Raw genomic sequence first — 12741 nt, 5'->3', positions numbered from 1 at the left:
TCCTTAATTTTCTGACATACTAATTTGTGTCTGTCGAATGGCTCTATTATAAGCATTAAGAATGGTTTTAACATCAACGTAACACACGAATTTTATATTAAGCTTAAGGATATTATTCCACCCATGCCTTTTAGCGGTTATGATGTTATAAAAATCCATCGTCCTCACTATTAGATGAAAAGGAGTTGCCATGGTTTGGGTTTATGCACTGATTGGATTAGTTGTCGGTCTTATTATCGGCGCACTTGCAATGCGTTACGGTAACAGCACCCTTCGCCAACAAGATGCTATCAAAGCAGAGTTAGACACGAAAAAAGAAGAACTTGATACTTATCGCAATGAGCTTGTCAGCCACTTTGCTAGAAGTGCTGAACTATTAGATAACATGGCGAGAGACTACCGTCAGCTTTATCAACATATGGCAAAAAGTTCTAATGAGCTCATGCCTGATATGCCAGCTCAAGAAAATCCATTTAATTACCGATTAAGTGAATCAGAAGCAGCAAATGATCAATCTCCAATAAAAATGCCACCTCGTGATTACTCCGAAGGGGCATCTGGATTGTTCAGACCCACAGAGAAAAAAGACAGTTAATATTAAAAACGCCACATTTCTGTGGCGTTTTTTCTTTCTAATAAACATCATAAAATGACAATTATTTGCTATGGTTTTAAAGATAGCTTTTGTCTTGTAAATCCGTGTAAAAGGAAGCAAAGCACATCATGTCTTAATGAACTTTCCTTTGTCAGTACAGGTCTTAGTGACATCAAGCTCATTTTGAGCAATAACTTTTATTTTGATAACTGTATCAAGAGACTCTAATTCATGTTGACTAAAAAAAGAAAATTATTACTTAGTGCATTAGCAATGAGTGTCGGACTTTCACTCTCTACTATTCCAGCAACCAGTATGGCCGCGCTGCCTGCGGTTATGCCATCAGGTGAACAACTGCCAAGCCTTGCACCAATGTTAGAAAAAGTGTTACCTGCTGTTGTCAGTGTGCATGTTTCAGGAACACGAGTACAAAGTCAGCAAGTGCCTGAAGAGTTCAAATTCTTCTTTGGTCCAAACTTCCCATCACAACAGCAAAGTATTCGCCCTTTTGAAGGCTTAGGCTCAGGTGTCATTATTGATGCACAAAAAGGCTACGTATTAACAAACAACCACGTTGTTGATGGTGCAGATAAAATTCAACTGCAAATTAATGATGGTCGTGAATTTAGTGCAAAATTAATTGGTAGCGATCCACAAACAGATATCGCATTACTGCAAATTGAAAAACCCACTAACTTAACCGCAATTAAAATGGCGGACTCTGATCAATTACGTGTTGGTGACTTTGCAGTTGCAGTAGGTAACCCTTTTGGTTTAGGCCAAACAGCAACATCCGGTATTATTTCCGCATTAGGCCGTAGTGGTTTAAATCTTGAAGGTTTAGAGAACTTTATCCAGACCGATGCTTCAATCAACCGTGGTAACTCTGGTGGCGCACTCGTTAACTTGAATGGTGAGTTAATCGGAATTAACACCGCTATTTTAGCACCGGGTGGTGGCAACATTGGTATCGGCTTCGCCATTCCAAGTAATATGGCGCGTGATCTTAGCCAACAACTCATTTCTCATGGTGAAGTTAAGCGTGGCATCTTAGGTATTCGTGGTACAGAAATGAATTCTGATCTGGCGAAATCCTTTAATATTGATGCACAACGCGGTGCCTTTGTTAGCGAAGTAATGCCAGATTCATCCGCGGCAAAAGCCGGTATTAAACCGGGTGACGTTTTAATTTCAGTTGATGGTAAACGTATCAATAGCTTTGCTGAATTAAGAGCTAAAGTGGGTACGACACCACCGGGTAAAGAGATCCTAATTGGTTTAATTCGTCAAGGTAAACCAATGGATGTTAAAGTGACATTAGAGAAACAATCGGCAGATGCAACGCGCGCAGATAACTTCTCTCCGGCACTACAAGGCGCTACATTAAGTAATTACTTAAACAAACAAGTTAAAGCAGTTGCTGTTGATTCTGTAGAGAAAGATTCCGCAGCTGCGGCATCTGGTTTACAAAAAGGCGACCTTATTATTGGTATCAATAATACGCCAATTACATCACTCGGCGATTTACGCAAAGCAATTGACGCTAAACCGCCTGTTCTTGCATTGAATATTCAACGTGGTAATGAAGAAATTTACCTGTTGTTACGTAATACACCGCGCTAAGAAGTAAGCTTTTCACCTATCTAATTTATTGATTTCTTTAGCCCTATAATTTCCATTATAGGGCTTTTTTTATACCTATTTTTGATAAGATCCATTGGCTTAAAAGGGGATTTTATGCGCTGAGCGATGCTTTCATAAGTTAAACTATGCTATTCTCACCGCTTCTACGCGAATAATTTCACAGTCAGACATAAATACAGGATTTTTATGTTAACTAAGTTACTGCGATCAACTCTAATTGGTCTTCTCACCGCAGCAATTCTTTTGATTGCAGTTCCTTCAATTCGCCCTATTTTTATTGAACGCCTACTGAATGGCGATTTTCTTAATGCGCCTTTTAGCTATAACACAGCAGTACGACGAGCAGCCCCTGCGGTTGTTAATGTTTATAGCAGTACAATGGGGAGCTTTTCTCAAGAAGGCCGTGAGCTAACATCTTTAGGCGCTGGTGTCATTATGGATGGTCGTGGTTATATTCTGACAAATCAACATGTTATCAATAATGCTGATCAGATCCTTATCGCGCTCCAAAATGGTGATCTTTATGAAGGCCTGCTTGTTGGCTCCGATCCTTTAACCGATCTTGCGGTATTAAAAATTGATGCCGATAAACTCCCTACAATCCCCATTAATACTAAACGCATTTCTCATGTTGGTGATGTTGTACTGGCTATTGGTAACCCATTTAATATTGGGCAAACTATTACACAAGGGATCATCAGTGCTACAGGTCGCGTTGGATTAAGTCCAACCCGTTACCAAAATTTCCTACAAACAGATGCCTCAATTAATGAAGGTAATTCTGGCGGAGCATTAATTAATACTGAAGGTGAACTAGTAGGTATTAATACCATGACGTTTGATTCAGGAACCTATAACGGATACCGCCCTACTGCTGAGGGATTAGGCTTCGCTATTCCAACCGAACTTGCAGTTAAAATTATGAATAAGCTAATTCGTGATGGTCGTGTTATCCGTGGCTTTATTGGTATTACAGCAAAAGAATTACCAAGAATTCGCTCATCAAATACAGATATTAAGCAAATCCAAGGGTTGCGTATTTTTAGGATCTCACCAAATGGTCCTGCGGATAAAGCCGGAATAAAAACAGGCGATATCATCCTTAGTATTAATCATGCACCAGCGACTTCCGCGATGGAAATGATGGATTACATCGCAGAAACGCGCCCCGGCACGGTATTACCTGTCACGGTATTACGAGAAGGTAATGAGATAAATGTTGATGTAACTATCTCTGAATACCAACCAGAATCATAACTAGCAAAAAATCTCCCTATTTTTGGCTAGTAGGGAGATTTCATATAAAACGTCGCACTTTGTAAGCAGCTTTCTTTAAAACTTTCGGTATTACGATAGTCCTCTAATGTGCTGTGATTACAACCGCTATATTGACCTTCTTTAGTACCATCATTTTGCCAACCACATACGGGACAGATCTCAAAAAATACCTCATCTTTATCTTTGAAAACAAAATAATGACACGCAACACAGCTCACTTCTAAAGGAAGATGACAACTTCGCTTTTCCATAGGATTGGCTCTCCTACCACATTACTAATCAGTATATTTTTTATTATACTATTCGCTCTTACTCTCTTTATTAGCGATTGAGTTATTCTCAACAGCATGCCAAATTTTTTCAGCTTTTCTTCCAATTAAAATCAGTGAAATCGCCAAAATAAAGAAGAAAATCGCACTGTGTAAGCTATCCCAAAAATATTCAAAGAATCGGGTATAAAGGTTGATACCAAGGAATGTTAGGCCAAACCCCCTTAACATACCGTCATCTGTTTTAAGGCTAATATAAATACAAATAACAGCGACAACACCAAATAATAGTGCCCAAGGCAACAGATTCACACTTGAAGTGCGATACCACGTATCTGGATCGTAATTACCGAAAATAGACATTATCCATAGCGCAATAAACAGATAAGTGAGTCCCATTATTTTTGTCATGGTAAATAAACGACGGTGTGCCAATACATTTTGTAGGAAATAACAGCCTGCTAATAATACTGCGCCAAAGAAGACAAAGCGGATAGGATAGTTCATCCCTAACCAATAAGCGCCCCAACCGGAGACATACCCCGTTTCAGCACCAAACCAGTTTCCTAACATCAATAAAAAGAATAACCACACCAGCGAGGAACGACTGATAAATCCAATTGCACCATAAATGACACAGCCAATTAAAAAGAGAGGGGCAATATGGCCACTTCCTGTATCCAGTAATTCTCCCAATTGCCAAAGGAAAATAGCCGTAAACATCACACCTAAAAAGAGAATAAACTCAGTACTGTAATGCCACTGTGTTTCTTTTCGCTGACGTTTAAATCCCCAGAAGTAGAGAGCTGAAGCAATAAGTGCAGGAGAGATCACCCGCATAATTTCAGAAACACTAAAAATCTCAATTAAATAATAGACTAATGCACTGTCACTAAAAATACTTCCAGCAGCAATAATCAAACAGACCATTGCTATCCAAAATGCGTAGCGGCTTAATCTTTTCCAATCGAAAGGAATACGATGCAACGTACTTCCTAATTGTTGATGTTCTTGTGTCGAGATTGCACCAGATTTTTGCCATTCATCCAATGCCTGACGAACTAGGCGCTCTTGTTTCCTTGTTACCTGCATACATGTTCCTTCCTTTTAGCTCATAGAGGTTTCTCTAAAACAGGTCTATTTTTCTTACTGTATCTTGTCACGAAAGAAATGCCTTATGAATTATCCTATTCTATTGAGAGTTCTATTGAAATAATGCGCAAAAAAAACCACAGCACAACAATGCACTATGGTTTTAAATGGCTAAAAAAGGATAACTAAAATAAATTAGTCATTAGAGCGCAAACGTTCTATTTTTGCCCCTAATCCTTGTAATTTAGCTTCAATATTCTCATAACCACGATCGATATGGTAAATACGATCGACAATAGTTGTGCCTTCAGCAATACAACCTGCAAGTACTAAGCTTGCAGAAGCACGTAAATCTGTTGCCATCACTTGTGCGCCTGACAGTTTTTCAACACCGTGGCATAACACAGTATTACTTTCAATTTCGGCGTGAGCGCCCATACGGATTAACTCAGGAATGTGCATAAAACGATTTTCAAAAATAGTTTCAGTGATCATTCCTGCGCCTTCAGCCACTAAGTTTAAAAGGCTAAATTGTGCTTGCATATCGGTTGGGAAACCCGGATGCGGCGCAGTACGCAATGTTACCGCTTTAGGGCGTTTACCATGCATATCAAGGCTTATCCAATCTTCACCCACTTCGATATCAGCACCTGCTTCACGTAATTTTGCCAACACAGCATCTAATGTGTCTGGTTTAGCATTACGGCAAACAACACGACCACGAGAAATCGCAGCAGCAACTAAGAAAGTACCTGTTTCAATACGATCTGGTAGGATTTGATAAGTACCACCACCAAGGCGCTCTACACCTTCAATAGTAATGCTATCAGTACCTGCACCGCTGATTTTAGCGCCTAATGTATTGAGGAAATTTGCTGTATCTTCAATTTCAGGCTCTCTTGCTGCATTCTCAATGATGGTTTTGCCTTCAGCTAATACCGCAGCAGTCATAATAGTGATAGTGGCACCCACACTCACTTTATCCATGACAATATGTGCGCCTTTTAAACGCCCATCAACGCGTGCTTTCACATAACCTTCATCCAGAGTGATTTCTGCGCCTAATTGCTCTAAACCTGTAATATGAAGATCAACAGGACGAGCACCAATGGCACAGCCACCCGGTAAAGAAACCTGACCTTGACCAAAACGAGCCACCAGCGGACCTAAAGCCCAAATAGAAGCACGCATGGTTTTTACTAACTCGTAAGGAGCGCAAAACTCATTAATATTACGAGCATCAACGAAAACAGAACCATTACGTTCAACATTAGTTCCTAAGCGATTAAGTAACTTAATCGTTGTATCGATATCTTTTAATTTAGGAACATTCGTTAATTCTACTGGCTCTTCGGCAAGGATCGCAGCGAACAGGATTGGTAGTGCGGCATTTTTTGCGCCTGAAATAGTGACCTCACCTGATAAACAGGTTGGCCCTTGTACTCTAAATTTATCCATCTGTAGAACTCTCTTTTTATTTTGCTGTACGCTGTATACCTACTGAATCAAAGCCCGTTAAGTTTACGATCTCTCTTCCACTCTTCAGGTGTGTAGGCTTTAATAGACAAAGCGTGAATACGGTTATCGGCGATATATTCCATCAAAGGGGCATAAATGGTTTGTTGTTGTTTTACTCTGCTCATTCCCTCAAACATTGCGCCAACAACGACAACTTGAAAATGACTGCCATCACCATTGACGATGACTTCATCTAAAGACAGGCTGTCCATTAATACTTGTTTGATTTCATTTGTATCCATAATTGCTCAATCTCAACGTTAAAATAATAATCAGTCGTCTATCCTAATGGAATCCGCTCTACTCTTAAACCATCAAAAACCCCCTTAATGATAAAAGTATCACGAAGGGGGCTTTTTAATACCTTTACTCAATATCTGTATTAGGCAATATTCATAATTTCATCAAGATCATAGAGTGTAATTAAGGTCTGAAAACGCTCACTTACACCTCGAATAATAAATTGACGATTTTGCTCTTCCATTTCTGCTTTTAAGTGAACAAAAAGTGCCAATCCTGTTGAATCAATATGTCCTAAGGCAGAAATATCAATGATATTAATATCAGCTAATAATGCTTTCCGTTGCTGCCAAACAGGCAATAACGTTTCACGATCTAGCGTTCCTTGGAAATAGAGGACACCCTCCTTTTTTTCCCAATTTAACGAAGCTGACATGTTATTTTTTCTCATCCAGTGTGATTGGTGTTTTAGCACTGATTTCTAACTGTTTTGTTAAACCATCAACACCTTTAGAATTTAAAATATCTGACCACTCATTCTGTTTTGTTGTGATCATGCTGACACCTTCAGCAATCATATCATAAGCTTGCCATTCACCTGTTTTACTGTTTTTACGCCATTGGAAATCAAGACGAACTGGCGGGCGACCATTTGTATCGATAATAGTGACACGAATAGTTAGAGCTGATTTATCTGCAAAAGGTTTTTCTGGTTCAATACGGTACTCTTGACCTTCATACATCGCTAATGCTTGACCATAAACTTGAGCAAGATACGCTTCAAATGCAGTGAAATAAGCATCGCGTTGCGCAGGTGTTGCATTACGATAATGCGGCCCTAACACTAATGCACCCGCATATTTAATATGTACATAAGGCAGTAATTCTTGCTGAACAATTTGACGTAAAATCTCTGGGTTCTTACGAATTTGCGGCTGTTCATTTTTCAATTTACTAAAGGTCTTTTGTGCTGCATCTTCCATCAATGCGTAAGGATTGGTTTTATCTACCGCCATGGCAAAAGGCGTTATCACTAATAGTGCGACCATCAATAAGCGTTTAAACATACGTTCGCTTCTCCTCAAATAGGGTTTCAATAATACGATGCATTTATTACGCTAAATTTAGCTAAATGTATAAGTGCATCGTATAGGAATTAATGATTAAGGTAATGCAGAGTGTTCTTCTGTCGGTTTAGATTCAGATTTAGCTGAATCATCACCATCACCGGTTTTATAAAGGAATTGACCAATAAGATCTTCTAGCACCATTGCTGAATTGGTATTTGTGATCCGTCCTCCGTCTTTTAACAGAGTAGAATCTAATGCTTCATCATAAAAACCTAAATTCAATGCAAGGAATTGCTCACCTAATAAACCAGATGTACGAATAGACAGTGAGCTACTTTCTGGAATGTGGTCATAAATGCTCAAAATATCGAGCACGACTTCAGGGCGATAGTTACCTTCATCTTCTTCTTTCAAAGTGATAGAAGAAACTCGACCAATTACCACACCACCAATCTTAACGGGTGAGCGCTCTTTTAACCCACCAATATTACCGAAGCTGGCATAAACACGATAAGTCGGTTGATTACCCATTTCTTTAATATCAGCTACTTTAAGGCATAAGAAAATCACGGCAGCTAACGCAATCAGAACAAATAGACCAACCCAAACTTCAATTTTTTTACTTTGCATGACTTAGTTCCCAAACATCAGTGCTGTTAGCACAAAATCTAAACCCAATACGGCTAACGATGAATGAACAACAGTACGTGTTGTTGCTCTGCTAATCCCTTCTGATGTTGGGATTGCGTCATACCCGTTAAAGAGCGCTATCCAAGTGACAGTAATGGCAAAAACGACACTTTTAATAAAACAGTTCACTAAATCGAGTCGCCATTCAACAGCACCCTGCATAGATGCCCAGAAAAAGCCTTCATCGATCCCTTTCCAATCCACACCCACAATTGCACCGCCCCAAATACCGATGGCAACAAAAATAAGTGAAAGCAATGGCATACTAATAAGACCTGCCCAAAAACGGGGCGCAACGACACGTCTTAAAGGATCGACGGCCATCATTTCTAAACTAGAAATTTGTTCTGTGGCTTTCATTAAGCCAATTTCAGCTGTTAAGGCTGAGCCAGCACGACCTGCAAATAATAATGCCGTAACGACTGGGCCTAATTCTCTTAATAAAGAGAGTGCGACCATCATGCCAAGACTAGCTTCAGCACTAAAGGTGGTTAAAACAAGATAGCCTTGTAATCCCAACACCATGCCAATAAACAGCCCAGACACCATGATAATTAATAAGGATTGGACACCAACGTTATACAGTTGCTTCATTAACAAAGGCCACTGTTTACGAAATTCAGGCTTACCCACTAATGCGCGAAAGAGCATAATACCGGCTCTCCCGAAGGTAGCAAAAATCGCCAATGCTCTAGCACCAATGCGAGATAATAAATTTACCACGTACTAATTTCCTCGTCCTAATAGGTCGTCCTGATAATCTCCCGCAGGAAAACGGAAAGGTACAGGGCCATCAGCAATACCATCTAAAAACTGTCTTACTTGCCTATCTGGATTATCCTGTAATTCTTGTGCACTGCCTTGAGCAATCACTTTCTGCTCCGCAACAATATAGGCGTAATCTGCGATACTTAATACTTCGGGCACATCATGCGAAACAACAACACAAGTCACACCAAGCGCATGATTTAACTCATCAATTAACTTAACAAGCACACCCATTGTGATAGGATCTTGCCCTACAAAAGGCTCATCAAACATAATCAGTTCAGGGTCAAGCGCAATAGCTCTTGCTAATGCTGCCCTTCTCGCCATTCCCCCTGATAATTCAGAAGGCATTAAACTTGCAGCACCACGTAAACCCACGGCTTCAAGTTTCATCATCACCGTTGTACGGATCAATGCTTCAGGTAAATTTGTATGCTCTCTTAATGGAAATGCCACATTTTCAAACACATTCATGTCTGTGAACAGTGCGCCTGATTGAAAAAGCATACTCATTTTCTTTCTTGCCTGATACAACGCAGAGCGTGATAGCGCAGGAATATTGTCGCCATCGAACCAAATTTCACCACTATCTGGAAGGATTTGTCCTCCCATTAGGCGTAACAAGGTTGTTTTACCAATCCCTGAAGGGCCCATAATCGCAGTTACTTTACCTCTCGGCACAACAAGATTGATCTCAGAGAAAATCTTTCTGCTACCGCGAGTGAAGTTCATATTGCGCACTTCAATTAGATTGTCAGATTGTGCGTTCATGAATAAAACATCCTCAAGCCTGTCTGCATAAACAAATTTTTACGCTATTTTGGCAGGTCATTCGCCATGTTACAAAGAAATCACCACTATTTAGCAATTTATTGCACGGTTAATTTTACTTTTCGTGCTTGGCTAGTCAAAATATGGTTAATTAGCAAAACCTTTTGACAATATGTTTTTTTATCAGCCCTGTCTTATTGGTTTTTTCTTTATTCGCTCATTGTTGGAAAACTGATGGCATGTTGATTACTTTGTCTCTTTTAATTTTTGGGTTGATGTTACTCGTTTATGCATCAGACCGATTAGTTTATGGTGCGAGCGTTTTTGCGCAATCGTTAAAAATTCCGCCAGCCGTTATCGGTATCTTAATTGTAGGTACTGGTACTTCACTGCCTGAGCTTTTTGTTTCAACGGATGCCGCTGTTCATAACTTGCCTGATATCGCTATCGGAACAGCCATTGGCTCTACACTCACCAACCTTCTCCTCATCGCGGGTATTGGCGCGATGATTTATCCCATGAATATTCAATCCGCAGTGCTAAAAAAAGAGCTTCCCTTGATGATTATAGTCATCATGCTCGTTGGTATTATTGTTTCTAGCGGAAACTTAGGGCTTAGAGAAGGTACATTGCTCTTTTTTATTGGTTTTGCATCGATTTTTCTAATGATAAAAACGATGCACAAAACACTAACACAAGAGCGTCACGTATTACCTTTAGAAACCTTAACGCGTTTTGAATTACAGACAAATCCTCGTAATTCTGTTGCACTTTTTTGGGTTGTTATTGCTTTACTTATTATCCCAGTTGCGACCCAAATGATATTAGATAATGTCTTTATTTTAATGCAACAGTATCATCTTAGTGGATTTTTTGTTGGTTTAACCTTGCTATCTATTGGAACAAGCCTACCTGAGTTAGCAACAACCATTGTGGCAGCACTAAGACGCGAGAATGAATTAGCATTAGGGAATATTATAGGCGCTAATATTTTCAATCTAACTTTTGTGTTGGGAATGCCTGCATTACTCTCACCAAGCACATTTAATCTCAATACATTTTATTTTAGCTTTGCGGTCCTTGGTGTTGCCAGTTTACTGTTTTCTCTCTTTTCATTAGGTCGTAAACAACGTCTTAATCGAGGAAAAGGGATATTCTTGTTAGTTTGCTTTATTGTTTATATTACGGTGTTGTGCGTTGCACATTCTCTCTTAACCTAAAATAAATGGTACAAAAAAATGACCGAGTTTGATTTTCAGCAAGCGGGTAAAAAAGTCCTTCATATTGAGCGTGATGGGTTAGCTGAACTAGAACAATACATCAACGATGACTTCACTCTTGCCTGTGAAAAAATTTTCCACTGTCAAGGTCGTGTTATTGTCATGGGTATGGGTAAATCAGGGCATATTGGGCATAAAATCGCAGCAACATTTGCCAGCACAGGAACACCTTCTTTCTTTGTTCATCCCGGTGAAGCAAGTCATGGCGACTTAGGTATGGTGACAGAAAAAGATATCGTTCTAGCGATTTCAAACTCAGGTGAAGCCAGCGAGATCCTCGCGCTTATTCCGGTACTTAAACGTAAACAGATAACACTGATTTGTATGACACGCACTCCTCAAAGTACAATGGGGAAAGCGTCTGATATTCATCTTTGTATCAAAGTGCCTAAAGAAGCCTGTCCTTTAGGGCTTGCCCCAACAACCAGTACAACTGCAACTTTAGTTATGGGGGATGCGCTAGCTATCGCACTTTTACGTGCCCGTGGTTTTACCGCTGAAGATTTTGCGCTTTCTCACCCTGGCGGTGCATTAGGCCGTAAATTACTCCTTCATGTCAGTGATTTAATGAATAAAGAGGCAGATATTCCGCGTGTCACCAAAGATGCCACTTTACGTGAAGCACTTGTCGAGATAACCCGTAAAAAATTAGGTATGACCGTCATTTGCGATGACAGTATGCTGATTAACGGTATCTTTACTGACGGTGACTTACGAAGAATATTTGATTTAGGGATAGATCTAAACAATGCAAAAATCTCAGATGTTATGACAAGAGGCGGTATTCGTATTCGCCCAGATTGTTTGGCGGTTGAAGCACTGAATTTAATGCAAGCAAAACACATCACCTCGCTATTAGTAACAGAACAAGATAGTGATATCCTGTTAGGTGTTTTACATATGCATGATTTATTACAGGCTGGTGTTGTATAAGATAGTCATAACGTTCGAAGGATAAAAATGAATACAATGATAGAAACTTGTTATGGTGCAGTAAGTGAACAAATCATCAAAAAAGCAGAAAAAATCCAATTGCTGATTTGTGATGTTGATGGTGTGATGTCAGACGGACTCATTTATATGGGCAACAATGGCGAAGAATTAAAAGCCTTTAATGTCCGTGATGGGTATGGCATCCGTTGCTTGCTTACATCTGGCATTGAGGTTGCTATCATTACAGGTCGTCAGTCTAAACTGTTAGAAGATCGTGCTAAAACCCTTGGCATTACATATCTTTACCAAGGTCAGCATAATAAGCTTTTGGCGTATCAACAACTGTTAGATACACTAAACCTTAAACCTGAACAAACAGCCTATATTGGTGACGACCTGATTGATTTACCTGTAATGGAAAAAGTGGGACTTTCTGTCGCCGTGGCTGATGCTCATCCATTACTTACACCTCGTGCTCATTATGTAACCCGCATTGCGGGTGGTCGTGGTGCAGTACGAGAATTGTGTGATTTAATCCTTTTAGCGCAAGGTCGGCTTGAAGAAGCTAAAGGTCTTTCGATTTAACGTATAAC

15 protein-coding genes are annotated in these 12741 nt (G+C 39.8%); 6 read left to right on the top strand and 9 right to left on the bottom strand.

What is annotated here, in order from left to right:
• Positions 1–190: 190 nt before the first annotated feature.
• The 3 genes from zapG (at position 191) to degS (ending at position 3496) form a co-directional block, all read left to right on the top strand.
• Positions 191–595, top strand: a complete 405-nt coding sequence (zapG, locus tag CBE70_RS15220) for a Z-ring associated protein ZapG (protein ID WP_075671429.1) — start codon at positions 191–193, stop codon at positions 593–595.
• Between the two features lie 231 nt (positions 596–826).
• Positions 827–2218, top strand: coding sequence for a serine endoprotease DegQ (gene degQ, locus CBE70_RS15215; protein WP_088493801.1), 1392 nt, complete (start codon positions 827–829; stop codon positions 2216–2218).
• Between the two features lie 207 nt (positions 2219–2425).
• The gene (gene degS / locus CBE70_RS15210) at positions 2426–3496 is read left to right on the top strand and encodes an outer membrane-stress sensor serine endopeptidase DegS (RefSeq protein WP_100159981.1); all 1071 of its coding nucleotides are present in this window, start codon (positions 2426–2428) and stop codon (positions 3494–3496) included.
• Between the two features lie 26 nt (positions 3497–3522).
• Here degS and CBE70_RS15205 read toward each other — a convergent pair whose 3' ends face one another.
• From CBE70_RS15205 to mlaF, 9 genes are all read right to left on the bottom strand, one after another.
• Positions 3523–3768, bottom strand: a complete 246-nt coding sequence (locus CBE70_RS15205; RefSeq protein ID WP_100159980.1) for a CPCC family cysteine-rich protein — start codon at positions 3766–3768, stop codon at positions 3523–3525.
• A gap of 48 nt (positions 3769–3816) precedes the next feature.
• Positions 3817–4878 carry a DUF2157 domain-containing protein gene (locus CBE70_RS15200; RefSeq protein ID WP_100159979.1) on the bottom strand — a complete coding sequence of 354 codons (1062 nt, stop codon included), beginning with the start codon at positions 4876–4878 and terminating at the stop codon, positions 3817–3819.
• Between the two features lie 195 nt (positions 4879–5073).
• Positions 5074–6336, bottom strand: coding sequence for a UDP-N-acetylglucosamine 1-carboxyvinyltransferase (murA, locus tag CBE70_RS15195; RefSeq protein WP_088493805.1), 1263 nt, complete (start codon positions 6334–6336; stop codon positions 5074–5076).
• A gap of 47 nt (positions 6337–6383) precedes the next feature.
• Entirely contained in the window at positions 6384–6638 is a 255-nt protein-coding gene (gene ibaG, locus CBE70_RS15190) for a BolA family iron metabolism protein IbaG (RefSeq protein WP_006535338.1), read from the bottom strand.
• A 140-nt stretch (positions 6639–6778) separates the two neighbouring features.
• The gene (gene mlaB / locus CBE70_RS15185) at positions 6779–7072 is read right to left on the bottom strand and encodes a lipid asymmetry maintenance protein MlaB (protein WP_100159978.1); all 294 of its coding nucleotides are present in this window, start codon (positions 7070–7072) and stop codon (positions 6779–6781) included.
• Position 7073: 1 nt separating this feature from the next.
• Positions 7074–7703: a phospholipid-binding protein MlaC gene (gene mlaC, locus CBE70_RS15180; protein WP_100159977.1), complete on the bottom strand. Its 630-nt coding sequence runs from the start codon at positions 7701–7703 to the stop codon at positions 7074–7076.
• 96 nt (positions 7704–7799) lie between these two features.
• The gene (mlaD, locus tag CBE70_RS15175; protein ID WP_100159976.1) at positions 7800–8336 is read right to left on the bottom strand and encodes an outer membrane lipid asymmetry maintenance protein MlaD; all 537 of its coding nucleotides are present in this window, start codon (positions 8334–8336) and stop codon (positions 7800–7802) included.
• 3 nt (positions 8337–8339) lie between these two features.
• The gene (mlaE, locus tag CBE70_RS15170) at positions 8340–9119 is read right to left on the bottom strand and encodes a lipid asymmetry maintenance ABC transporter permease subunit MlaE (RefSeq protein ID WP_100159975.1); all 780 of its coding nucleotides are present in this window, start codon (positions 9117–9119) and stop codon (positions 8340–8342) included.
• A 3-nt stretch (positions 9120–9122) separates the two neighbouring features.
• Positions 9123–9935 (bottom strand): phospholipid ABC transporter ATP-binding protein MlaF, encoded by an 813-nt coding sequence (mlaF, locus tag CBE70_RS15165; protein ID WP_100159974.1) that lies wholly within the window; start codon positions 9933–9935, stop codon positions 9123–9125.
• Positions 9936–10174: 239 nt separating this feature from the next.
• Here mlaF and CBE70_RS15160 point away from each other — a divergent pair, with 239 nt between their 5' ends.
• The 3 genes from CBE70_RS15160 to kdsC are packed head-to-tail and all read left to right on the top strand — an operon-like array spanning position 10175 to position 12733.
• Positions 10175–11155: a calcium/sodium antiporter gene (locus CBE70_RS15160; protein WP_023582873.1), complete on the top strand. Its 981-nt coding sequence runs from the start codon at positions 10175–10177 to the stop codon at positions 11153–11155.
• A gap of 18 nt (positions 11156–11173) precedes the next feature.
• A complete protein-coding gene (kdsD, locus tag CBE70_RS15155; protein ID WP_075671453.1) occupies positions 11174–12148 on the top strand; it encodes an arabinose-5-phosphate isomerase KdsD in 975 nt (324 codons plus the stop codon).
• A 27-nt stretch (positions 12149–12175) separates the two neighbouring features.
• On the top strand, positions 12176–12733 hold the full coding sequence (gene kdsC / locus CBE70_RS15150; protein ID WP_023582875.1) for a 3-deoxy-manno-octulosonate-8-phosphatase KdsC: 558 nt from the start codon (positions 12176–12178) through the stop codon (positions 12731–12733).
• Positions 12734–12741: the final 8 nt, after the last annotated feature.

It is taken from the genome of Proteus columbae (genome assembly GCF_002777965.1).
Classification (GTDB): Bacteria; Pseudomonadota; Gammaproteobacteria; order Enterobacterales; family Enterobacteriaceae; genus Proteus; species Proteus columbae.
Note: the sequence above shows the minus strand (reverse complement) of the source record. Positions and strands in the feature narration are given on the sequence as shown.

Coding starts and splice junctions, on each gene's coding strand:
- mlaD (WP_100159976.1), bottom strand. CDS start 8,336: ATGCAAAGTAAAAAAATTGAAGTTTGGGTTGGTCTATTTGTTCTGATT.
- kdsD (WP_075671453.1), top strand. CDS start 11,174: ATGACCGAGTTTGATTTTCAGCAAGCGGGTAAAAAAGTCCTTCATATT.
- degQ (WP_088493801.1), top strand. CDS start 827: ATGTTGACTAAAAAAAGAAAATTATTACTTAGTGCATTAGCAATGAGT.
- mlaF (WP_100159974.1), bottom strand. CDS start 9,935: ATGAACGCACAATCTGACAATCTAATTGAAGTGCGCAATATGAACTTC.
- mlaC (WP_100159977.1), bottom strand. CDS start 7,703: ATGTTTAAACGCTTATTGATGGTCGCACTATTAGTGATAACGCCTTTT.
- CBE70_RS15205 (WP_100159980.1), bottom strand. CDS start 3,768: ATGGAAAAGCGAAGTTGTCATCTTCCTTTAGAAGTGAGCTGTGTTGCG.
- zapG (WP_075671429.1), top strand. CDS start 191: ATGGTTTGGGTTTATGCACTGATTGGATTAGTTGTCGGTCTTATTATC.
- CBE70_RS15160 (WP_023582873.1), top strand. CDS start 10,175: ATGTTGATTACTTTGTCTCTTTTAATTTTTGGGTTGATGTTACTCGTT.
- murA (WP_088493805.1), bottom strand. CDS start 6,336: ATGGATAAATTTAGAGTACAAGGGCCAACCTGTTTATCAGGTGAGGTC.
- CBE70_RS15200 (WP_100159979.1), bottom strand. CDS start 4,878: ATGCAGGTAACAAGGAAACAAGAGCGCCTAGTTCGTCAGGCATTGGAT.
- mlaB (WP_100159978.1), bottom strand. CDS start 7,072: ATGTCAGCTTCGTTAAATTGGGAAAAAAAGGAGGGTGTCCTCTATTTC.
- kdsC (WP_023582875.1), top strand. CDS start 12,176: ATGAATACAATGATAGAAACTTGTTATGGTGCAGTAAGTGAACAAATC.
- ibaG (WP_006535338.1), bottom strand. CDS start 6,638: ATGGATACAAATGAAATCAAACAAGTATTAATGGACAGCCTGTCTTTA.
- degS (WP_100159981.1), top strand. CDS start 2,426: ATGTTAACTAAGTTACTGCGATCAACTCTAATTGGTCTTCTCACCGCA.